The sequence below is a fragment of the Anabaena sp. PCC 7938 genome, assembly GCF_049315035.1.
Lineage (GTDB): Bacteria > Cyanobacteriota > Cyanobacteriia > Cyanobacteriales > Nostocaceae > Anabaena > Anabaena cylindrica.
In genome coordinates this window covers 3,179,409-3,200,680 of sequence record NZ_CP186034.1, presented here as the reverse complement: position 1 = coordinate 3,200,680, position 21,272 = coordinate 3,179,409, and the positions used below count along the sequence as shown (strand labels likewise).

Below are 21,272 nucleotides of genomic sequence, written 5' to 3'. Positions count from 1 at the left end.
GCTATGATCTGCTCTTTACGGGAAACGTTTTTTGAGCATATATATCTTATCGGAAAGCGTGATCACCCGTATACTTCTCAGGGTTTTTCCTATTTCCGGTTATCTATCCGGGACTAAAAAATCCCCACTTTTATTAAGTGGTATGTTTAAGTTAGGGTATAAATTGCCATCTAAAAACTCTTATTTCCTGTTCCCCATTCTCTATTCCCTCTTAAAAATTATATGCTATCTCAATCGCTCAAATACGCGTACTACCCAGGTTGTGTGGCTCAAGGAGCTTGTCGGGAGCTTTATTTATCAACACAGGCACTTACCCAAAAACTCGGTATTGAACTTATTGAATTAAAAAAAGCTGCTTGCTGCGGCTCAGGTACGTTTAAAGAAGATTCCCAATTATTGGAAGATACGGTTAATGCCAGAAATATAGCTTTAGCAGAAGAATTAAATTTACCCCTTTTGACTCATTGCAGCACTTGTCAAGGTGTAATTGGTCATGTAGATGAACGTTTGAAAGAATGCCAGTCAAGTAACTCCGCTTATTTGAATCAAGTTAATGGGTTGTTGCAAAAAGAAGGTTGTTCACCTTATCGGGGCAGTACAGAAGTTAAACATCTACTTTACGCCTTAGTCACAGATTATGGTTTAGAGGAAATTAGCGATCGCGTTACCCGCAAATTATCTAACCTCAAATGTGCAGCTTTTTATGGCTGTTATCTCCTCCGCGCTCAAAAATCCATGCCCTATGATGACCCCTTCCAACCTGAAGCGATGGAAAATATGTTTCGGGCAATAGGGGCAACACCAGTATATTATCGTGGTCGTACTCAATGCTGTGGTTGGCCTTTATCTAGCTATGCCACTAATGAATCTTTTAAAATGGCAGGAATGCATATTCAAGACGCTTTAGAAAATGGTGCTGATTGTATTGTGACACCCTGTCCTTTGTGTCATCTTAATTTAGATTCTCGTCAACCAGAGGTAGAAAAAGTAATTGAGAAAAAATTAGGTTTACCGATTTTACATTTACCTCAATTAATTGCTTTAGCTTTAGGAGTTAGTCCGCAAGAATTGGGTTTAGACAGACATATTGTTTCCACAAAACCAGTTTTAGAAAAATTGGGATTTTAGGTAATGGGTAATGGGTAAGTTTTTATTTTCTGTCCATTACCTCATCTTCCTAGTTTCACACTTGATGCGAGTTTTATTTAAAGCACTGTAGGTTGGGTTGCATAAAACGAAACCCAACAAATAAATATCAACAAGGAGATTAAAGCCAATTTCCTAACAGCACAAATGGAGCCCAATAGAAGGGATTTCTGTATTCTGGCTGGTTGAGTAGTTTTAATTGAGCAAGACGGATAGCTTCAGCTTTTGTTACTTTAGATTTGGCTAATTGGCGGTAAAATTCCACCATAAACTCAGCGGCAGATTCATCATCTACAGACCATAGTGTTGCTAGAGTACTACGTGCGCCAGAACGAACAGCTACACCTGCTATTCCTAGTGGGGCGCGGTTGTCTCCTTGGGCGGTTTGACAGGCGCTAAGAACTAATAATTCAATGGGATTATTGGTATCCTGTTCTCTTGTTTGCAGTAGTTCGCCTAAATCTTTAACGTTAAGACGATTATCCCAGGTGAGAATAAAGGTATCTTGTGCATTGGAACTAAATTGACCGTGGGTAGCAAGATGAACTATGGGGAAGGGTGTCGCACGGATGAGATTTTGGATGTCTGTGCTGGTGAATGTTTGATTAAATAGGACTTGAGTGGGAATCTCTGAAGTGATACCTTTAATTTCTACGCTTACTCCAGGTAATGAGGAAAAACCTTGTCTGGCTTCGCTGATAGCACCGACTAGTATTTTGAGGGGTTGTTGTTGTAGGGGTTGGGGAGAAAGTAGTTGTAAACCTGGTGTTTGAGCTAGGCTGTATTTTTCTACTAGATATTGCTTTCCGTCGTAAAGTGCTGCCATGGGTAGGTTTTTCATCACGCCATCGAGGACAAATACTAGGGTTTTGATGTCGCTGGCAGCTAAATCTGCTTCTGTGGGGCGGATGAGTAAATTGTATACTTTTTGAGCGATCGCTAGACGTTGTTTGTTTCCTAAGTTGGGTCTAAGGGACGATCGCATTTCTAGTAAATTCTTCTCTAGTTCGGCTTGGGGGATGGTTGTGGTATAGTGACGTAGAGGTTGATTGGTGACAGAAATGATCATCTCCAAGCGATCGCTCAAAATAATCGGATATATAATTGCAGCTTGGGGATCTATCTGATCAACTTTGGCAATCTGACTTGTGAGACAATCTTCCCGAAAGTAATTATCTAATTCTGCTACTTTTAAAGATTCAATCAAATCACGGGCTTTTGTCAAATTCAATTGACTGATATCTTTGGTATTTTTTATTTTTGTAGGTTGCAGTAATAAACCAACTAACTCTCGATAAATAGGTTCTATACTCTCCTGAAAGGAAAACTGAAGATTGCTATTCCCGGCAACTAAATCTTTACGAATATACGCCAGGGTTTTCACTGCTGCATCGTATGCACCAATAGCTTTTTCCGAGTTGCCAATGGCTTGAAAAATTCTTCCGAGTTGCCATTGCCAAAGATAGCTGATTTCGGCAGCATTACTGGTTTGGGAAAGATTTAAGGCTTGTTCAGTGAGTTTTTGAGCTTCCGACCATTGTTGATTTTGTTCATACATTCCACCCAAATAACCTAAAGCGTAAGATTCTGCCCTTGTGTCGCTGATAGTTTGAGCTTGTTGGACGGCTGTGGCCAGAGTTTTGGCAGCAAGTTGTTTTTGAGCAGTGTTTTGATAAATTTTTTGCAAACTTTGGGCAAAATTTACCTTTGCATATATGCTGGTGCGACTAGGAGTTAAGTTTTCTATTTGAGGCTGAATTTGGGTGATTAAAGCTTTAGCTTCTACCAATTTTTTGGTGTTTATGTAAAGACGTAATTGATTAAGTTGGGCTTGGAGTTTTATTGTAGGTGAAGTGGATGCAGATATTGCCTGTTGATAATAATTGAAAGCTGCTTGAATTTGTTGTTGAGAAAAAGCAGTGTTGCCTAAACTGAGTAATGTGACGGCGATTTCCGGTTGGGAATTTAATTTTTGAGCTATCACTAAACTTTGTTGTAAAATTTCATGGGATTTTTCTAAATTACCCATCACCCGCAGAGTATCACCCAAGTTCAGCAAACTAGATGCTTTTAACATATTGTCTGGTTGTGCTTGCAGGTTTTGGCTTACTTGCTCTAAAGTTTTCCTAGCACGGGGGTATAGTCCCAATGATCGCAAAGCTTGAGTTTGATTTAGTAAGCTGCGGTTGACTCCTGTTTGATCTCCAGCTTTTTTATACATATCAGCGGCTTTTTCCCAGGTAGTAAGTGCCGTTTCTGCTTCTCCGTGAGATAGTTGCAGATTTCCTTGGATATTCAATGCTGGCGCTAAGAGGGAGAAAGGTGGGTTTTTCTGATTTTTACTGAGTAAATTTATACTTTGAGATATAGCCTCGTTTGCTGGTTGTAACTTGCCTAACTGTTGATATGCCAAGGCTAAATTACTGAGTACAATTGCTTGGTTGAGGGTATCACCTTTTTTGGCAAATATCTCTGTGGCTTGTTGCCAAAGTGCGATCGCTTCTGTAAACTGTTCCGATTGATAGCTTTGCTTTCCAGCTTCTACTAATGAAGTTGGAGAAGTAATTTCTGTAGTCACTGCTGTTACTATAGGCAGTGAGAACGAAAAACTTTTATTTACTTGCAATAGAGTCAGCAAAGTAACTAATATTCCTAAACAAAAATATTTAAATATTACCCTATTAATAATCATATCTGCATTATATCTCCTACTAATATGCCAGTTGAGTAAGTCCTGATTTTTATTCTTGCTTTTTATTTATTAATTAAATATTGCAATTACCTTGATCTTCGTACCTCCAATCATGAATGATTACCGGATATAAACCGACTTAATAAAGCAGCCAGACTCAAAGCTTTCCCAATTGATTTAGGGTTAGTCTCTTCTTCAGCATTTTGAATTTTGAGTATTCCAGCGTATTTCAAAGCTAGTGGTTGCTTTGGGTTGAGTTTTAAGGATTGACGTATATAAACTTTAGCCATTCCTGGGAAGTTCTGTTGGAAGTGTATTACACCTAATAAAGCGTAATGATCACTATTATTTGGCTCTAGTTTAATAGCGTCACGCAGTTCTTGTACAGCTAATGCCCATTTTGCCTGCTGTCCATATTCGACGGCTCGTTCGTAATGACGTTGAGCGTAATTTATAGAAACAGGTTTAGAGTCTTTTTCTTTACTTTTAGGTAATTTAATTTCGGTTTTTTGAACACTTGGTCGAGGGACAATAGAGACGGATGCTGTGGATGTTGATATTGCTGGCAATGGTGGCGCTTGAAGGCTATTTTTTTTGTGCAATGATAAGTAAACTAGATTCAGTCGCAGGATATATTGAGTTACTTGATGTATTTTTTGAAGTGATTGATATTGCTTGTTTGCATAAGCAGCTATCGCTTGTTCATAAACAATATTAGTCTCTTGTAAAGACAGTGGCATGATTTGCAAATTGATGGCAGATTGAAGTTCTAAAATTGTTTGTTGATCCAAGGATACTGCTTTTAATCGCAACTCCCCTAGTATTTTGAACCTTGTTTTTACCTGTTTTAATTGCTGATAAGCTGGGTTAATCAATCTCGTAAATACTATTGTGGCTAATTCATGGTTTGGATCATCCCTGTTGACATAGTTGTCAGGATGTAGCTGTTTAGCCAAAGCGTGATAGCGCTTAAGAATTTGACGCTCATCGGCATTCACAGAAACTCCCAATACAGCATAGGGGTCAATCAGTAATTCAAGTACTTCTGGTGGCAGGGAGTTCTGTGACATCATTTTAATATTTGCAAATAAGAGCTTTAAGGTATTATCAAAGCTAAATGCAGAATTTTTGTTAATCAGGTGAATTGCTACAAAGCGTTTAATTATTCTATCTGTAGTTAGGTATTTTTAATGTGCCTAGTACGTCAGGGATAGCTGATAGAGATCACAATTAATGCCTACAATGGATTTAGATATAGCAGATTGCAGATCGATGAGGTATAGAATCTAAATTCAAAGCCAGACACCAAGCCAGTTTTATTCCTGACTTCTGAATTCTGCTGTATATATTTTGCATCTAAACTAGACCGAACTGAATTTATGAATGAGGTTTGCTAATATGGCTGTCTTATCTTAGAAATTATAGAATTTGGAGACTGATAACGATAATGTTAACTAAACATAAAAACCGAAGTATTGCTGCTATCTTAGCCTTTTCTGGTACACTGACAATCTCAGGATTACATAAATTTTACCTGGGACAACCATTCTGGGGAATTTTGTATGTTTTGTTGTCTTGGACACCAATTCCTAAGGTAGCTAGTGCTATTGAGGGAGTTTGGTATTTAGCTCAAGATGAAGAAGCTTTTAACCGAAATTTTAATTTCGGTAAGTCAACAGCCAAGGCTTCACAACAGGTTAGTAATCAAGTAGAATCCATAGCTAATGCTCTACGTGAGTTAGACGCTCTCCGCCAAGATGGTTTAATTTCTGAGTATGAATTCGAGCAAAAACGTCGCCAGATGCTAGACCAGATTTCTTGACGCAAGCAATAATAATGAATAACTGGCTACCTTTAAATCTGAAATTGCAAAAACTCCGCGTTAAGCTGCTGAATGATCCCTACTATCGTTTACAGTCTGGGGAAGAAATTCAGATGGCTGCACAGTTGGGAATGTGTATTGATGCTAATCAAGCAACGGTTGATGATTGGCTACGTTTACCGGGGTTGTCGATTCATCAAGGGCGATCGCTAGTCGAACTCTCTCGTTCTGGTGTGAGGTTCTATTGTATTGAAGATATTGCAGCTGCTTTGTGTGTTCCAGTACAGCGCGTGCAGCCACTAAAACCACTGCTAAATTTTAGTTATTATGACGATGAATCTATAGATCAGCCGACTTATTTGGTTAATCCAAATACAGCAACGGCAGAGAGTCTGGCAAAAATTCCTTTTATAAATTCATCTTTAGCCCAAGCGGTGGTACAAAATCGCCTCACTGCGGGGCCGTACCGTAATTTGGTTGATTTTCAGCAACGACTAGAATTATCTGGGGATGCGATCGCTCAATTAATGTATTATCTGCGGTTTTAGGTAGGAGGCAGAAGGCAGGAGTCAGGAGTCAGGAGTCAGGAGGCAGAAGGAGAAAGATAGATAGATTTCTCCTCATTTCCCCATTAAGCTGTTACGCACCTAAATTTTATAATCCTAAAATTGTTAAATCTTGTGGGGTGGGCATCTTGCCCGCCTGACTTATACAAATTAAATGCACAACAGCTTACCTCAGTTAGCAATACCTAAATTAACCCGATGCGGTCGAAAGGCCAGAAGCGAAAAGTTGCACGACCGATGAGATTTTTTTGGGGTAAAAAGCCCCAGTAGCGAGAGTCATTACTATCGTTTCGGTTGTCTCCCATGACAAAAAATTCATTTTCTGGAACTGTCACGGGTGCAAATGGCTGATTTGGCGGTTCTGCGATGTACTCTTCTTGTAGGGGTTGACCGTCGAGGTAAACTTTTCCCTTGGCTACACTAATCACTTCCCCCGGCATCCCAATGACACGTTTGATAAAAGCTTGGTTTGCTTCATATCCCCGACGTTGCAGTTCTGGAGGTGATTTGAAAACGACGATATCACCAGTTTTGGGAGGATGAAACCGATAGGATACTTTTTCGACTACTAAGCGATCGCCTGTGTGTAAGGTGGGGTACATTGATTCTGATGGAATTAACCGGGGTTCGGCGATAAATGTCCTAATCAGCAATGCTAAAGTTAGTGCGATCGCTACTAAAGTGAGATTTTCCTGCCAAGCACGCCATGTTTTTGAAGATGTGGAAGTTTCTTTAATATTATTTTCAGGGGGAAGCATAGAATTTTGTAGCTAGTTTAAATTTGGGACTACTGTGACTCTCAAGGTAGAATTATTAGTCATTTTAGTTCTGTGCGAACTCATACAAAGAAGAAGGAAAGAGGGAAGAGGAAATAATTACGAATTACGAATTACGTTAGCGCAGCGGGACGTAGCCCATTATGAATTAATTTATATTACCATCTAAACTTGATTCTACTTTAGCGGTAATTACTTCTGTGGGACGCAGAATTTTTTCACCCCAACGAAAGCCACGACGGACTATTTTAGTAATGGTTTGATCTGGAACATCAGTTCTTTCTTCCCGATCAATTACACGACATAAGTTAAAATCTGGTTCTATCCCTGCTTGTAATTCTATAGGTATAAGTTGACGTTTTCCTAATACACTCAAAAATTTTCGATTCACTGCGGCTACAGAACAGGGTAAGCGTTCTATGAATTCTGGGCTAGGACTGGGATTATTTTCCAAATAAGTTAATAAAGCTTCTAATGCATCAGCAACTTCTAAAAGTTCTAAAAATAAATCTTCAGTTTCGGATGCTGTTTGAGTTTGTTGTTCTCGTAATGATTGCTGTAAGGTAACATTTTCTTTTTTGATTTCACCAATTTGGTGCATGAGCAAATCACGCAATTCTTGGCTGATAAAATAGGTGGGAGTTAAGTCAGACACGGGTTATCTCTTTGGATAATACTGCTAAGATTTTGTTAGCCCAAGTATTGACTTGGGGGTGAGTATGATTACTCAGCGACTCACAAAGAGCGATCGCTTTTTGTAATTGTCCATCCATCTGATAGGCTTTAATCAGCCACATCATACCTTGTAGATAATTTTGGCTATTGCGGTTTCTACAACCTTGGCCGTAGTCTTCTAAATATTTTATCGCTTTGGGGTAACTTCCCTCTTTGCAAGCTGTCACTCCTTCTGTGAATAGTTGTGATAACGGAATCTGTGAAGGTTCTCTCTCTAGGTTTTCTTGTTGGGTAGCTTGTGCGATCGCATCATCCAAACCGTCAAATTCTGATAATAATACTAAAGTAGGAGCAGGTTTAGTCAAAACTGTCAAATCAGTATACTTAAATCGCTTAATAGTCGGCAATATCGGACGCAGATAGTCAGCAATAATTCTTTCTTCTGATTTGATCAAGCTTTTTTGTGCCTTAGCAATTACATCTACCGGATATTGCTTGCGCTTCATAGCAACCGCTACTGCTTTAGTAATTTCTGCTTCTGATGCGGTTTGAGATACACCTAAAATATCGTAGGGGTTATTTTCCATAATTTAATTACAAGGGTATAAATAAAGCTGTATGGTAGAGGCATATTGCAATACGATCTCTAAGTTGTTCTCAAAAATCTTGTAAGTATTCAGGATAGAGAATACAAAAGTCAGGAGAATAAAGCTTTTTTGGTCAAATTTGATAATTTTGATAAAATCTCACTTCTCTCTATTCTTCATTTCATTAAGTATTCTGACTCCTGACTCCTTACAAAATCTTTAACAAAATTTTAGTCTCCGATAAACTTCTTGAAACGCAGGTTCATCTGGACAGATTTCATAAGCCCAACGCCCTAATTGTAGCATTACTTCTGGGTCATTTAAACCACCTTCTTCTACACCTTTAATTAATAAATCTATAAAGAATTCAGCGACAATAAAGCGAACTTTATCACGCTTTGAACTTCTAGCTTTTTTCACCATTTCTTCATGTTTCCGAGTTTTAAATAAGCGGTTAATTTCTTCTATTTCCTGATCAAATTCAACATTTTCTATAATGTCATTGACAACTGGATTATTACTATCAATATTTTTAAGTTTCTGAAGTTTTTTCAAAGCTTGTTTTAAAGAAATTTCTTTATTAATAAGTCTTTGTCTGACTTCTTCTGCTTGGTACTCAGCCAAATAACTACTAGCAGACTGAGTATCTATAATATCATACCAAAATTGAGAAAATTCTAAATGTTCTTGAAACTCTAATATAACTTGACGATGTAAATTACAAAGTCTATCTATTTCTTGTTGCCAATCTTGATTATTTTTAATTTCTGCTTTTGCTTGCTGCCAAGGAGTAATTGCTGCTTGCCATTTTTGTTGTTGTAGATGATAACAACCTTCATGATAAGCAACAAAATTGTTAGCAAATTGTTCAACTTCAATAGTATGGTCATTTGTCGGTTTAAGTTGAATTGCTCTTTGCCTATCTCCTTCTAAACAAGCAGCCACAGCTAATCCCCAATGAGTATAAAGAGAATGGAGAATTTTTTGACTAGAATGTATTTTATATACTATGGTACTCTGCCATTGGGAACTAAATTTGTGATAACAGCCAGGTGTGATAAATACATCATTAATTTGCATTCCTGAGTTAGCAGGTTCTCCCATAAATCTGAGAGCAACTATTTGCCAGCGTAAGTAATCGCACAAATTTAAATAATTTTCAATATTGGTATTTTTGATATTATCAATTGCTGCTTCTAAACGGCGTTTTAATTTTAAAGATAAAAAATTAAAATCCACAGCTTTATTTCCTAACCAAGGAATATTTTGGAGACTAGGATCAGAGCTTAAATTGGCTATGGCAGTGTATAAGGCAATAATTAAATCAATCAGTTTATCAGGATTGCTTTGAGCATGGTAATAAGTTGCTACTGTCCAGTTATGTAATGTGGTAATATTGGGATTAGCAATCCAGATATTTTCCATTTTAGGAGCAATATTTTCCCAATCTGAATCTTGCCAAACTGCGGCTTCTAAACTTGGCTGGATATGTTCTTTCAGATTATTTTCAACCAAAGCGTTAGCACCAAATTTTTGAATAAATTCCCTACTTGCTGTTTTAGCTTTCTCCCATTGTTTAGACTTGACTAACTCTTCAATATTATGTAAAGATAATGAAAATTGATACTGAAAAACGTCCTGAATAATTGTTTTTTGCTCATTTATTGATACCGCAGATACATTTTGCCATTCCCAATAAGCTAACTGTAAATTTGCTTGTTGAGCTAGTGCAAAACCGCGCAGATAAGCAGCTTGTTGTCCTGATAAACCTTGTAAATAAGATAGTGCAGTTGCCCAATCTTGCATTTTTATTGCCACTATACCTAAGCGGATTTGGGAATCTTGAGGATTTGGTAAAAGTGATTGAGCATTTTCATATAGAGATTTAGCTGCTGGAAAAAAACCTGCTTTTTCTGCTGCTAAACCTTGCCGAAATAGTTCTCTACCTTTGACTATAGATTTGAGTTTTTGGAGTAAAGCAATTCCGTCCGCACGAGGGAAATTAGTTAAAGCGGAATCTAAAAGTACGATCGCTTCCTGTAATTTGCCTTTAGACTCTGCTCGCTTTGCCTTGCGAAAAATAGATTTATAACTTTCTTCTTGGGAAACTTGGCTTAAAGCATCAGCAAAGGCTTGTTTGATTGACTCAGTGATGTATAATTTCTCAGCTTCTTGGTAAATAGCGATCGCATTTTTAAAGAAGTAATTTTCAGCCTGTGACTGTGCTTGTTTCACCAATTCCTGAAACTGCTTGCGCTTTTGCAGTTCCTGTTGGCATTGCTGAATCGAGTATAATATTTGCTCATCTTCAATAATTATACTATATAGTCGATAAAGTGCGATCGCATCAGATATGCCCTTAGTGACGAACGGATCACCTGTATCATTCCTCAAAATCAAATTAGCCCTAGCAGCCAATTTATCTGCCTCTGTGACTTGATTTCGCCACTCTACTAATTGTTTTTGCAACCTGTCTACAAGATTACCAATTAATATTTTACCAAGTAATACTTCCCAAAAACTTGGTGCTTCTGCCCACATATTCAGGGCTGTTTCCGCAGTAGTTACAGCTTCTCGCAGTTGCTTTTTGAGAGCGAATTGTTCTGCTTGCTGGCTGGCCTCCTTTATAGTATCAAAGATACTCATTCAGTTTTCTCCTGACAGTTAGGAATTTTCAACTCCTCCCCCGGATCTATATAGTAGTTTTTCCGTTTTTCTAGTTCGGGATTAGCTTTAACGATCATTTCCCAAGTACCACCTTGACCACATAATTTTAAAGCAATCAAACTCAGATTATCTCCAGGTTTAACAGTGTAAATATTTGGTTGTGTGACGGGCTTATTTGCTGTTGATTTAATGCTATTAACTACTGTTGTATTAGAGTTTGAAATAGTTGCATTATATAGACCAGATTGCACGATTATCAAACTACTTCCCACACCCAAACCCATACCTATAATTAACATTAATAAAGCTACTGCTAATGTCCAACCGCTAAATTTTCTTTTGAGGGATTTTTTTTCTATCAGTGGTAATTCTTGGAGTGTGCGAATTAAGGAAAGGTCGGTATCACAGTTAGGACAAATATTGTTTTCAATATCTTGATATCCACAGACAGGACAATTAATTTTAGTATTCATCGTGTGAGTCCTGTGACAATGCTGTTATTGAGTAAGTCTTGATTGAGCCAATTCTGTACATCTGGTTGCAGTTCAATTAACAAATGTTCGGCTTCATTTTTATTACCATTTTCCATCGCCGAGAGATTATAGACCAAAATCGTCTTGACATCATCGCTATAGCGGTTCTCGGTTGAGTGAGATACAAGAACCCCTCCCCGCAAGCGATGAGGGGGCTATGATGTATTTCATTCAAGTGCATACCGCTATATTAGGTGAAAAACCATAGGCTATCGCCGCTTTTTTGAGAATTTTCGTTAAATCACCAAAACCCCTATCCATTAGCCGCTTAATAGAAATAATTACATTTTCTGGGTTATGGCGTAGCTGGTTGTAAACTTGACCTCCCACCAAAAATTTACCTTGGTTATAAGCAACCACAGAACAAGTGAGTTTCCGGTCTGGAGGCGTGTTATCGTTTGCTGTTACTACTTCCACTTCTGCTAACTTAAAAGCAGTGACAGAGTTAGTCGTCCCCAAATCAATTCCTATAGCCTTACCCATTACTAATCTTCACCCTACTATGTATTGTTTTTAATGTTCTAGGTAAACAGTCACTTTATCACTAAAACAGTGCTGAGTCTTGAGTACTCAGTAGCAAGTACTGAGTACTGAGTACTGAGTACTGAGTGAAAGATGAAATTAGACCAATTACCCATTCCATTACCAACCCAAATTAGTAGTCTGTTCATAAATGCGCTTCAAGGTATTCACATCTCTAGCAGAAATAGTTGGTGGGTTACGGACTTGGGAAAAATAAAGCACATCAGTTTGCAGAGGACTATGACCCCAAATTCCTAAAGCGTGTCCAAGTTCATGACGTGCGGATGCTTGCACATATTCCCCTGCTTGGCTAGGACTCAGCAAGATCCTAAAGCGGTGGGATAACACATTATTCGTTGTGTATAACTCAAAGGTAGTCAAAGCAGAACGCGCACGGGGAATTTTTTGGGGTGACAACTGAAGCGGTGGGGCTTTCCTGACAATTGTAATATCAGCTTCTGGCTGTTCCACTACCTGTAAAGGTAAATAAACACTCCACTCTTGTACAGCCTCTAAAATGCTATTAACCCATATTTGCGCCTGTTTTTCACTCATTCCTGTCGGTTTGTCTATCTTCACTTGCACAGGAAAACGTGACCAAATTAAATAACCAACTTTAGTGGGTGTAATTTGGTCAAAATAATCACTACTATTGGTTTTATCTTGCCAATTTTTGAGAGTCAGGGGTAACGGATGGGATTTTTGTATTAATTCTGCCTTTGCGCCTAAAACCTCACTTTTGGAAACTTTCCAGGTAAAATCTCTACTAAATGCAGGTTTTTGGACAGATTTATTCATCACAGCGCTGGATAGAAAGTTAGTAAAAATAACTAACAGCCCTGTACTTATGATTAAAGTTAGGACTGCTAATAACCTCCGCCAAAATATTTTATTTCGGGTTTTGTATATCAATATTTGGGTAATTTTGCCCATTTTCACCTATTTAGGGCTTGCTGAAAAAGTCTTTCCGTTAGGGCTAGAAGTCAGGAGTCAGGAGTCAGGAGTCAGGAGGAAGAATTAGAAGAAGAGAAGAATAGTCTTGAATCTGCTCAAGTGATAGGTTTTTGGTAGTTTCAACGCTTATTCCTTGCACCTGATTCACTTTTTAACCTTCAAACTCTTGATATATCTAGGTTTTTGCTTTATTCAGCAAGCCCTATTTAGGCAACCAATTAGCACTTAAAACTACTGTTAAACCCATAAAAATTACTACTAGCGCCCAAGTAATTCGATTTAATGTATTTTCTGCACTCTTGGTACTGCTAAACAATTGCGCTTGTCCACCAATTGCGCCAATACCATCACCTTTAGGACTATGCAGTAAAACGAGAATGATTAGACCTAAAGCAGAAAAAGCCCAAATACCTTGCACGATGTTAGTAAGTGTCATAAGTAATTCAAAAACAAAAATAATCAGACCAAATATAAATTATAACGGCTAAGGACTATTATCTCCTTCCTAAGTCGGTTGGCGTTAAAAATTGTCGTTGGGATCAGGCAGGGGGAAAAAGGATTTGAGCCTTGTTTACTTTTCTTTACATAGTTTGGTTTGATTCTGCCCACCTGACTTGAAAATCGGGGAAGGTGAAAAGACTTATTTTCATCCCTCCTGGTGTACGCAGTTCATGATGGCTACTTAGTGTAAGATTCTTCCTTCTTCCTTCTTCTTTCTTCACTTCGCGTCCTTCGCGTCTTCGCGGTTCATTTAATCCATATTCTTTTACACCCGCCAAAGGCATCGCTCAAAACTGCAAATTCAGAAAAGTTAACAGTTAACTTGATCATCGTTAACTGTTAAGCTTTCACTATTTTACAAACCTATTTGTGCAGGAGTGCGAATAGGTTTCAAGTCATATTCTGCGGGTTTTAGCAGTGATATCCCTGTCATTTCTGGTGGCTGGGGTAGCTGTAAAATATCCAGAATAGTCGGGGCAATATCGGCTAACTTGCCATCATTTCGCAGTTCCACATTTGTGCCATATCCTGGTATTTTGACCTTTTCGCCTTCTACCAAGATTAAGGGAACTGGATTAGTAGTGTGTGCTGTCCAAGGATTACCTTCTTCGTCTAACATATACTCAGCGTTGCCGTGGTCAGCAGTAATAATTGCTGTGCCGCCAGCTTTGCCAATGGTATCGAGGAGAAGACCTAAACAGCGATCTACAGTTTGAATGGCTGTCACTGTAGCTTCTATCTGTCCTGTATGCCCTACCATGTCTGGGTTAGCATAATTCATGACCACTAGGGAGTAGATGCCCTTTTTAATGGCTGCGATCGCAACTTCTGTCACGGATTGGGCTGACATTGCAGGTTCTGTGTCATAGGTAGCCACCATTGGACTGCTGACTAGTTCCCGGTCTTCACCTTCACAAGGTTCTTCAAGTCCCCCATTAAAGAAATAGGTGACGTGAGCATATTTTTCGGTTTCGGCGGTGCGAAACTGTTTTAAACCATGATTGGCGATGACTTCTCCTAAAATATTATTCAGATTCTGTGGTGTGAAAGCCACTGATACTGGTAATTCAGGATCATACTGGGTAAAAGTCACAAAGGATAGCGGTGTAATTTGCTGTCTTTCAAAACCTGCAAATTTGGGACTGACAAAGGCTTGAGTTAATTGTCTAGAGCGATCGGGGCGGAAATTGAAAAATATGACCCCATCACCTGGTTCTACTGCGCCAGGAGTAATACGAACTGGCTCAACAAACTCATCAGTTACACCTTTGGCGTAGGATTCTTTTAAGACCTCTACCGCCGTGAGTCCATTTCCCGCACCATCTTGTGTCATGACATCATAGGCGCGTTGGACTCGATCCCAACGGTGATCCCGATCCATTGCATGATAACGACCGCTAATAGTGGCTATCTGACCAATGCCGACGCTATCTATATAATCTTGCAGTTTCTGGATTGCTTTAATACCCTCAGATGGGGCAGTGTCACGTCCATCAGTAATGGCGTGAATACAAACTTTTGGAAGTTGCTCTTTTTTGGCTAAGTCAAGTAGTCCAAATAGGTGGGTAAGATGCGAATGTACCCCACCCTCAGAACAAAGGCCGATGAGATGCAACTTGCCATTGCGAGAGCGGACTTCCTGGCAAATTTTGACAAGTGCTGGGTTGGCGGCTAAAGAACCGTCTTCAACAGCATCAGAGATGCGTACCAGTTCTTGGGGAACCACTCTTCCAGCGCCAATATTCAAATGACCAACTTCCGAGTTGCCCATTTGACCTTCTGGCAACCCTACGGCTTTGCCTGATGTGCGAATGAGGGTGTGGGGATAGGCTGCCCATAAACTGTCCATGATTGGAGTTTTAGCAGCAGCGATCGCGTTTCCTCGCTTGTCCTCACAGTAGCCCCATCCGTCTAAAATGACTAGCACCACAGGAGCAACAGGTGCTTTGGTCATAGTAAAATTGCCCTTTACTTTTTGTAATAACCGAATGATACCATTGCTAATCGCTCATGTAAGTTAATTTCTGATTATTAATTTCTCAGGCACGTTCTTAACTATCAGCGTAGCAACTACGTATATTATTTTAATTTATACCATTAATCAGTATAACGGCTTGTGTCGCTAACAATAAATCTTTTGCAAAAGCAGCATATCCACCGGGACAGCAAGTTTTAATTATCTCTAAATCAATCTGAAAAGCCAAGTTCCAGCGAATTTGTAGCGATCGCTGATTACTAGTGTCTTCAGAAAAATATGTTGATTTCTGTATTGCATTCTCCAAAATGTCCTTAGTTTTGTCTAAATCTTCTAAATTTTCCAGAGATGGGAATTCTACACCTAAAACAGTTGCAACTGTTTGGGTATCAGCCTGTAACCACGTCTCAAAATTTCTAATTGCTAAACCTCCAGCAGAGCGATCGCTAATTGGTTGCTCGTTAATATCTAAGTGATTGTCACGAATTTTATTTAAAGCTCGTTCCAAATCAATTTTTCTTTGCTCAAGTTTATCATCTGCATCAACCACAATGAGGATCATATCTACCTCTTCTGGTTTCCATAGAATAACAATTTGGGCTAGATATTTGATATCTAAAATAGAATGTCCAGTTCGTAAAGTAAGTTTTTGAGTTTCTTTAATTGATGGATGTCTTTGGACAAAATCGCAATCTAGAAATCCAGCATTTTCCAGTTCTCGTCTAATTAAAGTATGCAGTGCGCCTTCATTATTTCTTTCAATTACTTTGCCACCATCTTCTGGTTTAATATAAGGAATACTTGCACCCAGTTCTGCCTCCCCTTCAGCAATTAATCCAATCCGAATCCGACGACTCATTCTGGATTTCCTCCAAACACATTTGTAAACCAAAGTTCACCTAATGCCCCATCATAGGCTTCTAAAGCTTTTTGAAACCGGACAGAATCTACAGGTAATTTATGAACTTGAGTTTTACCTTCTTTGTCTAATTCAACCGCACGGACTTGATATGGTTCAACATAATTTAACAACACAGGAGAATGGGTTGTAATTAAAACCTGCACAGGTTTACCAGTTATTCCTTCCGTGGAAACAATTTTTAGCAACTCCATCATTTTATGCAGTAACCAAGGATGCACACCATTTTCTATTTCTTCAAAGCAAATAATACTAGGAGTGTTTTCTTGATACAGTGCAGTTAGAAAAGCTAAAATTCTTAATGTTCCATCCGATATATCAGAGGCAGGGATATGATGTTCTGAATATCTATCAACTAACTCCAGTGAAAAAGTTTGATTTTCCCCACGAGGTAACAAAATTTTTTTGATATTAGGAACAAGCTGCGTTAAACGATCCTGCAATTCATCAAAACCTTCACGATTCGCAAGCAAAATATCAAGTAAAGCATAGGCAATTCCTTGACCAGTTTTATCCATATTGCCATTTGATGAGGTTTTATTAGAAATATCAAATGGCGCAAAATCGTAAACATTAACTTTTTTCAGTGCATTATACAAAGAAGAATCTGGAAATTGATGAGAAACTATAAAATCTCTTAATGGACTTATATATTCATCTTCTTCACATTGAGTATTGCCAAGATTTTTTATACTAATTATTCGCCGAGAATAATCAACATTAACTGATATTTTTAAAAAGTTTTGAGCTTTTTCAGAAGTAATTATTTCTGTTTTAGGAATGGTACTAGCCTCAAACAAAAGATAATCTGGCTTTCCATGCCAGAATTTAGATTGAATGCTCTGTAGGTTCGTACTTACAGTCTTTAAAGACTCTAAAAAAAAGGTCATACTCTCTGTATAGTCTGGAGCAACTATCAAGTTTTGAAAAAAATCAGACAATACAGCCAAAGCTTCACAAATATTAGATTTACCAGAACCATTAGGACCAATGAATACAGTCAATGGTTCTAAATCCACTTCTGTATCAAAAAGGCTTTTGTAGTGTTGAACTTTTAATTTAGATAACATCTGTTTGAAAGGAGATTGATATATACAGGACTTACGCAAAACAGGATGGAAGTAGGAGTAATTCATGAATTACCCTTACGCAAGAATCAGCTTTTGAGTTCAATCTTGCGTAAGTCCTAATATATTATACGCAGTGTGAGGGTTTAGCAATACTAAATCCCTACATCTATAGCTAATTCGTAGCGGTTGGTAAATTATTCGGATCAATCCCTTGGGATTTCAAATAAGCTATTAGCCGTTCTTTCTCATGACGTTCTTCTGCAATCTTTTCTACAGACCAAGGTAACAAATTACCCTCTTTATCCCACCATCTTAACCAATACCCTGTTCTGGCTTCTTTTTCTCCTCTCCAAGTTCCTAAAAATAGACCCATTGCATCAATCCAATGCAGACCATTTTCATTCGCTTGCTTTAATTCGTAGCGACCATTTTCTAGTTGATAAAATTCTAATAAACCACCATCTGGATCAAAAATTACATAAATGGGAACTTGTAAAATTTGCTCGTAAAAAAACCATTTTCCTGGTGGATATGTTCGCTTAACAGAATATTTTCCCCCTTCAGTATCAGATAAAAATTCTATGACTATAGCCGGAACATCCCCTTCTAAATTGGGTGTGTAGCTTTTGCGTTCAGGTACAATCTCTTTCACTGAAGGAATATATAGCCAATCAGGTGCTTTAGCAATAAATTGACCGTCTAATGTGGCACATAAACCAAAATTTGAGGCTATCAACATCTGCGGTTGAATAAAACCCGCAATTTCTAAGCTTTCTCGCAAAGCACCAGCCAAAATTGGCTGTCCTGTATTTTCCACCGGTTCATCCTCTAACTGAAAATCATGGGGTAAGGCTTCCCAAGAGATGACCGGTTCAGTGGGAGATTTGATTTCACTGATTTGGGTTGCCATAAAGACTTCCTCATTGTTGATTTGTTTTTATTTTATTCGATCAATAAGGAGGGTGATTGGTAAGAAATTATTCTCCCCTGCCCCCCTGCTCCCTGCCTCTTTTTATCAGGCTCTACCACTACCAATAAAATACAACAACGCCATTCGCACGGCTACGCCACTGGTAACTTGTGATTGAATTAAGCTAAATTCAGGATCATCCATTAAGTCAGAGCTAATTTCTACACCCCGATTAACTGGGCCTGGATGTAAAACTTTAACATTAGGTTTACACAGTTTGAGTTTGGCGCGAGTAATACCAAATAGTTGATGATATTCTCGCAAACTTGGCAATAAATGAGCCGTCATGCGCTCTTTTTGTAACCGCAATGTCATGACATAATCGGCATTTTCTAAAGCTGGTTCTATTTGCCAATGGGTGAATAACTTGCCTGTGTTTGCTGCTTCACCTAAATATTCACTAAAGAATTTAGGTAATAATGTTGGCGGTGCTGCAAGATGAACTTCAGCACCACTGGCAATTAAACTCCAAATATTAGAACGCGCTACGCGAGAATGGAGAATATCGCCAACAAGAGCTATTTTTTTACCTTGTAATAGTTCGATGCGGGGTTGGGCTGGATCAATTAATGTACAAATGGTAAATAAGTCAAGTAATCCTTGGGAAGGATGCTCGTGTTGACCATCACCGGCGTTGAGGACACTGACTTTGACACCTAAACGATCCATTTCTTGAGCGATCGCTTGTGGAACTCCCGCTTCTCGATGGCGAATCACCATAATATCAGTTCCCATCGCCAAATAGGTCTTCGCTGTGTCGAGAATTGTCTCTCCCTTTGTCATGGAAGAAGTCGCAGCTGCAAAGTTGAGGGTATCCGCACTTAAACGTTTAGCAGCAATTTCAAAACTACTGCGTGTGCGGGTAGAGGATTCAAAAAATAGATTGGCCACCACCTGTCCCTGTAAGGTAGGTACTTTTTTTGTTCTCCGTGATAGTACCTCTTGAAATGAGGCCGCAGTTTGCAAAACCGCGTTATATTCAAAAGTTGTGAAGTCAGCCAGGGAAAGAATGTGATGACGATTCCAGGTAGTACTAGGCATAAATAACTATTAATTTCGGTTGTAGAGATTGATACTGAATGTTTCTCTACAGCTTGTGAATTTACATATGTAGACGCACATAATCATACTTTTGTTCTATCATTTGCCTACCAAACAATAAATCTGTCCATAACTCTCACTCTAAAAGTTGCTAAGTGCAGACTTGAATTTTTCGGCAAATGTGGCTATTTAAGGTTGTAGATGAAAAACCTTTAAAGCAATAGAAATCATGCTGAGAAAGGTTAAAAAGCCAATTGTATCCAGAAGTGTGGTGACTAATGGCCCACTCATTAAAGCCGGATCTAGCTTCCAACGGGTTAAAGCCATTGGTAGTAAAGTACCGAGGGTAACAGCGACAATTGTATTAGTTGCCATGACTGTTCCTGCAATCAAAGCTACCCATCTTTCTTGGGGTTTAGCCCAAATTAGGGACAGCAGCATCATAGTTATGCACAAAGCTAAGGCTGTTCCTAAACCCGCTAACAGTTCTTTACGAAGAATTTTCAGAGTATCTTTGGGTGTGACTTCTCCCACTCCTAAGCCGCGAATAGTGACGGTTAAAGATTGGATGCCGACAGTGCCACCTGTGTTAGAAAAAATGGGCATAATCACAGCGAGGACTGGTACAGCAGCAATTACAGATTGAAAAGGAGCGATCGCACTAGCAGCACCTATATACAATCCCATAATCCCTAACAACCAAGGCAATCGTTTGCAAATTGTTACCAGTGGAGAAGATAAAGCAGATTCATCACCACTTACCCCCGCCAATTTTTGAATATCTTCAGTTGCTTCTTCTTCTAAAATATCAATGACATCATCAATGGTAATAATTCCCACTAATCTATCTTCCCTATCCACTACTGGCATCGCTATTAAGTCATAACGCTGCATGATGCGAGCAACTTCTTCTTGGGAAGTTTCAGTTTTAACTTTAATTACATGATCACTAGCAATATCTTTAATTAAAACTTCAGGAAAAGTAAATAACAACTGTCTCAAAGAAACAACACTTACTAAGGTGCGGTTATCATCTGTGACATAAGCGTAGTAAATTGTTTCTTTATCTTCGTCTTGCAGGCGGATTTTAGTTAAGGCCTCACCCACAGTTAAGCCTTGACGTAACCGAACATATTCCGTTGTCATTACCCGCCCAGCAGTCCCTTCTGGATAACCGAGAATGGTTGCTGTAGCCTGTCTTTGTTCGGGGCTTAATTGTTGTAACAGCCGTTTGACTACTCCTGCTGGTAGTTCATCAAACAAGTATGCTCGTTCGTCGGGACTCATTTCTTCCACTAGATGTACAACTTGGACATCATGGAGAGAATTTATGAGTTCTTCTTGTATTTCTGTGGGTAAATATTCAAAGACATCTATAGCCTGAGCCTTGTTGAGGAGACGAAATGCGATCGCTCTTTGTTTTTCCGGCAACTGTGTGATGTATTCCCCAACATCTACGGGTTGTAACCGATTTAAATCAAACTTAAGTTGATTCAAGTCAGCAATGTCTAGGGCATTGCGAACATCTTGTGTGAGCATAGTAAATACCTCCTATAGTCTCCCCCACGCTGGGAGACTAACTCGCCAGCTTAGAGGAGGTTGCTACTGCCATCTGGTGGACATCTGTCCATAAAATCTTAAAAACTCAATATTATTGATATTGGAGCAAAGCATCGTTGACTTATCATCCTATCCCAGAATGGTTTTCTCGGATAGATTCTTGGTAATAATGTACGTTATCAGTAAAATTGTACACTAGTATGAAAACAGCGGTCTTTGCTCCAGTTTAATTTAGAGATTTTACTACTGTATTAATCTGTGTCAAGTCAAACAGCCTCTTTACTGATAAACTTTAC

General features: G+C 38.8%; 21 protein-coding genes. 4 read left to right on the top strand and 17 right to left on the bottom strand.

What is annotated here, in order from left to right:
• Positions 1–222 precede the first annotated feature (222 nt).
• Positions 223–1,128, top strand: a complete 906-nt coding sequence (locus tag ACOWPH_RS14865; protein ID WP_015216152.1) for a CoB--CoM heterodisulfide reductase iron-sulfur subunit B family protein — start codon at positions 223–225, stop codon at positions 1,126–1,128.
• 139 nt (positions 1,129–1,267) lie between these two features.
• Here the strand turns inward: ACOWPH_RS14865 and ACOWPH_RS14860 are convergent, their stop codons facing one another.
• Both ACOWPH_RS14860 and ACOWPH_RS14855 read right to left on the bottom strand, forming a co-directional pair.
• Positions 1,268–3,724, bottom strand: coding sequence for a CHAT domain-containing protein (locus ACOWPH_RS14860; RefSeq protein WP_244887708.1), 2,457 nt, complete (start codon positions 3,722–3,724; stop codon positions 1,268–1,270).
• A gap of 224 nt (positions 3,725–3,948) precedes the next feature.
• Positions 3,949–4,908, bottom strand: coding sequence for a J domain-containing protein (locus tag ACOWPH_RS14855; protein WP_042465248.1), 960 nt, complete (start codon positions 4,906–4,908; stop codon positions 3,949–3,951).
• Between the two features lie 377 nt (positions 4,909–5,285).
• On the opposite strand from ACOWPH_RS14855, the gene ACOWPH_RS14850 reads away from it, so the two are divergent.
• Together ACOWPH_RS14850 and ACOWPH_RS14845 are read left to right on the top strand one after the other, a co-directional pair.
• Positions 5,286–5,660, top strand: coding sequence for an NINE protein (locus ACOWPH_RS14850; protein ID WP_015216149.1), 375 nt, complete (start codon positions 5,286–5,288; stop codon positions 5,658–5,660).
• Positions 5,661–5,674: 14 nt separating this feature from the next.
• Positions 5,675–6,208, top strand: a complete 534-nt coding sequence (locus ACOWPH_RS14845; protein WP_015216148.1) for a ComEA family DNA-binding protein — start codon at positions 5,675–5,677, stop codon at positions 6,206–6,208.
• Between the two features lie 203 nt (positions 6,209–6,411).
• Here ACOWPH_RS14845 and lepB read toward each other — a convergent pair whose 3' ends face one another.
• The 7 genes from lepB to ACOWPH_RS14810 all read right to left on the bottom strand — a co-directional run bounded on the left by lepB (position 6,412) and on the right by ACOWPH_RS14810 (position 12,919).
• The gene (lepB, locus tag ACOWPH_RS14840; protein WP_015216147.1) at positions 6,412–6,984 is read right to left on the bottom strand and encodes a signal peptidase I; all 573 of its coding nucleotides are present in this window, start codon (positions 6,982–6,984) and stop codon (positions 6,412–6,414) included.
• 166 nt (positions 6,985–7,150) lie between these two features.
• Positions 7,151–7,657: a nucleotide exchange factor GrpE gene (locus ACOWPH_RS14835; protein ID WP_015216146.1), complete on the bottom strand. Its 507-nt coding sequence runs from the start codon at positions 7,655–7,657 to the stop codon at positions 7,151–7,153.
• Positions 7,650–8,264, bottom strand: a complete 615-nt coding sequence (locus tag ACOWPH_RS14830) for a hypothetical protein (protein WP_015216145.1) — start codon at positions 8,262–8,264, stop codon at positions 7,650–7,652. Before ACOWPH_RS14830 ends, ACOWPH_RS14835 begins: the two co-directional genes overlap by 8 nt.
• A 219-nt stretch (positions 8,265–8,483) precedes the next feature.
• Positions 8,484–10,910, bottom strand: a complete 2,427-nt coding sequence (locus tag ACOWPH_RS14825; RefSeq protein ID WP_015216144.1) for a tetratricopeptide repeat protein — start codon at positions 10,908–10,910, stop codon at positions 8,484–8,486.
• Entirely contained in the window at positions 10,907–11,404 is a 498-nt protein-coding gene (locus tag ACOWPH_RS14820; protein WP_015216143.1) for a LysM peptidoglycan-binding domain-containing protein, read from the bottom strand. Before ACOWPH_RS14820 ends, ACOWPH_RS14825 begins: the two co-directional genes overlap by 4 nt.
• 231 nt (positions 11,405–11,635) lie before the next feature.
• Positions 11,636–11,947, bottom strand: coding sequence for an Hsp70 family protein (locus ACOWPH_RS14815; RefSeq protein WP_042465244.1), 312 nt, complete (start codon positions 11,945–11,947; stop codon positions 11,636–11,638).
• A 159-nt stretch (positions 11,948–12,106) separates the two neighbouring features.
• Positions 12,107–12,919 carry a peptidase gene (locus ACOWPH_RS14810; protein WP_015216142.1) on the bottom strand — a complete coding sequence of 271 codons (813 nt, stop codon included), beginning with the start codon at positions 12,917–12,919 and terminating at the stop codon, positions 12,107–12,109.
• Between ACOWPH_RS14810 and ACOWPH_RS14805 the strand changes: the two genes are divergently transcribed.
• On the top strand, positions 12,834–13,007 hold the full coding sequence (locus tag ACOWPH_RS14805) for a hypothetical protein (RefSeq protein WP_190645432.1): 174 nt from the start codon (positions 12,834–12,836) through the stop codon (positions 13,005–13,007). The two genes, ACOWPH_RS14810 and ACOWPH_RS14805, sit on opposite strands and share 86 nt — an antisense overlap.
• A gap of 135 nt (positions 13,008–13,142) precedes the next feature.
• Here ACOWPH_RS14805 and secG read toward each other — a convergent pair whose 3' ends face one another.
• From secG to mgtE, 8 genes are all read right to left on the bottom strand, one after another.
• On the bottom strand, positions 13,143–13,376 hold the full coding sequence (gene secG, locus ACOWPH_RS14800; protein WP_015216141.1) for a preprotein translocase subunit SecG: 234 nt from the start codon (positions 13,374–13,376) through the stop codon (positions 13,143–13,145).
• 145 nt (positions 13,377–13,521) lie between these two features.
• Positions 13,522–13,725, bottom strand: coding sequence for a hypothetical protein (locus tag ACOWPH_RS14795; protein ID WP_015216140.1), 204 nt, complete (start codon positions 13,723–13,725; stop codon positions 13,522–13,524).
• Positions 13,726–13,796: 71 nt separating this feature from the next.
• Positions 13,797–15,395, bottom strand: a complete 1,599-nt coding sequence (gpmI, locus tag ACOWPH_RS14790; protein ID WP_015216139.1) for a 2,3-bisphosphoglycerate-independent phosphoglycerate mutase — start codon at positions 15,393–15,395, stop codon at positions 13,797–13,799.
• 130 nt (positions 15,396–15,525) lie between these two features.
• Positions 15,526–16,275 carry a hypothetical protein gene (locus tag ACOWPH_RS14785; RefSeq protein ID WP_015216138.1) on the bottom strand — a complete coding sequence of 250 codons (750 nt, stop codon included), beginning with the start codon at positions 16,273–16,275 and terminating at the stop codon, positions 15,526–15,528.
• Entirely contained in the window at positions 16,272–17,405 is a 1,134-nt protein-coding gene (locus ACOWPH_RS14780) for an AAA family ATPase (RefSeq protein ID WP_042465241.1), read from the bottom strand. Before ACOWPH_RS14780 ends, ACOWPH_RS14785 begins: the two co-directional genes overlap by 4 nt.
• Positions 17,406–17,577: 172 nt before the next feature.
• Positions 17,578–18,315 carry a Uma2 family endonuclease gene (locus ACOWPH_RS14775; RefSeq protein WP_015216136.1) on the bottom strand — a complete coding sequence of 246 codons (738 nt, stop codon included), beginning with the start codon at positions 18,313–18,315 and terminating at the stop codon, positions 17,578–17,580.
• Positions 18,316–18,420: 105 nt separating this feature from the next.
• Positions 18,421–19,416, bottom strand: a complete 996-nt coding sequence (locus ACOWPH_RS14770) for an aspartate carbamoyltransferase catalytic subunit (RefSeq protein WP_015216135.1) — start codon at positions 19,414–19,416, stop codon at positions 18,421–18,423.
• Between the two features lie 189 nt (positions 19,417–19,605).
• Complete coding sequence (gene mgtE / locus ACOWPH_RS14765) at positions 19,606–20,955, bottom strand: magnesium transporter (protein ID WP_015216134.1); 1,350 nt, start codon at positions 20,953–20,955, stop codon at positions 19,606–19,608.
• Between the last annotated feature and the right edge of the window lie 317 nt (positions 20,956–21,272).

Excerpts from the sequence above, each read along its gene's own strand:
- ACOWPH_RS14865 (WP_015216152.1), top strand. The coding sequence starts at position 223 with ATGCTATCTCAATCGCTCAAATACGCGTACTACCCAGGTTGTGTGGCT.
- ACOWPH_RS14855 (WP_042465248.1), bottom strand. The coding sequence starts at position 4,908 with ATGTCACAGAACTCCCTGCCACCAGAAGTACTTGAATTACTGATTGAC.
- ACOWPH_RS14850 (WP_015216149.1), top strand. The coding sequence starts at position 5,286 with ATGTTAACTAAACATAAAAACCGAAGTATTGCTGCTATCTTAGCCTTT.
- ACOWPH_RS14845 (WP_015216148.1), top strand. The coding sequence starts at position 5,675 with ATGAATAACTGGCTACCTTTAAATCTGAAATTGCAAAAACTCCGCGTT.
- lepB (WP_015216147.1), bottom strand. The coding sequence starts at position 6,984 with ATGCTTCCCCCTGAAAATAATATTAAAGAAACTTCCACATCTTCAAAA.
- ACOWPH_RS14830 (WP_015216145.1), bottom strand. The coding sequence starts at position 8,264 with ATGGAAAATAACCCCTACGATATTTTAGGTGTATCTCAAACCGCATCA.
- ACOWPH_RS14825 (WP_015216144.1), bottom strand. The coding sequence starts at position 10,910 with ATGAGTATCTTTGATACTATAAAGGAGGCCAGCCAGCAAGCAGAACAA.
- ACOWPH_RS14820 (WP_015216143.1), bottom strand. The coding sequence starts at position 11,404 with ATGAATACTAAAATTAATTGTCCTGTCTGTGGATATCAAGATATTGAA.
- ACOWPH_RS14815 (WP_042465244.1), bottom strand. The coding sequence starts at position 11,947 with ATGGGTAAGGCTATAGGAATTGATTTGGGGACGACTAACTCTGTCACT.
- ACOWPH_RS14805 (WP_190645432.1), top strand. The coding sequence starts at position 12,834 with ATGATTAAAGTTAGGACTGCTAATAACCTCCGCCAAAATATTTTATTT.
- ACOWPH_RS14810 (WP_015216142.1), bottom strand. The coding sequence starts at position 12,919 with ATGGGCAAAATTACCCAAATATTGATATACAAAACCCGAAATAAAATA.
- secG (WP_015216141.1), bottom strand. The coding sequence starts at position 13,376 with ATGACACTTACTAACATCGTGCAAGGTATTTGGGCTTTTTCTGCTTTA.
- ACOWPH_RS14795 (WP_015216140.1), bottom strand. The coding sequence starts at position 13,725 with ATGCCTTTGGCGGGTGTAAAAGAATATGGATTAAATGAACCGCGAAGA.
- gpmI (WP_015216139.1), bottom strand. The coding sequence starts at position 15,395 with ATGACCAAAGCACCTGTTGCTCCTGTGGTGCTAGTCATTTTAGACGGA.
- ACOWPH_RS14785 (WP_015216138.1), bottom strand. The coding sequence starts at position 16,275 with ATGAGTCGTCGGATTCGGATTGGATTAATTGCTGAAGGGGAGGCAGAA.
- ACOWPH_RS14780 (WP_042465241.1), bottom strand. The coding sequence starts at position 17,405 with ATGTTATCTAAATTAAAAGTTCAACACTACAAAAGCCTTTTTGATACA.
- ACOWPH_RS14775 (WP_015216136.1), bottom strand. The coding sequence starts at position 18,315 with ATGGCAACCCAAATCAGTGAAATCAAATCTCCCACTGAACCGGTCATC.
- ACOWPH_RS14770 (WP_015216135.1), bottom strand. The coding sequence starts at position 19,416 with ATGCCTAGTACTACCTGGAATCGTCATCACATTCTTTCCCTGGCTGAC.
- mgtE (WP_015216134.1), bottom strand. The coding sequence starts at position 20,955 with ATGCTCACACAAGATGTTCGCAATGCCCTAGACATTGCTGACTTGAAT.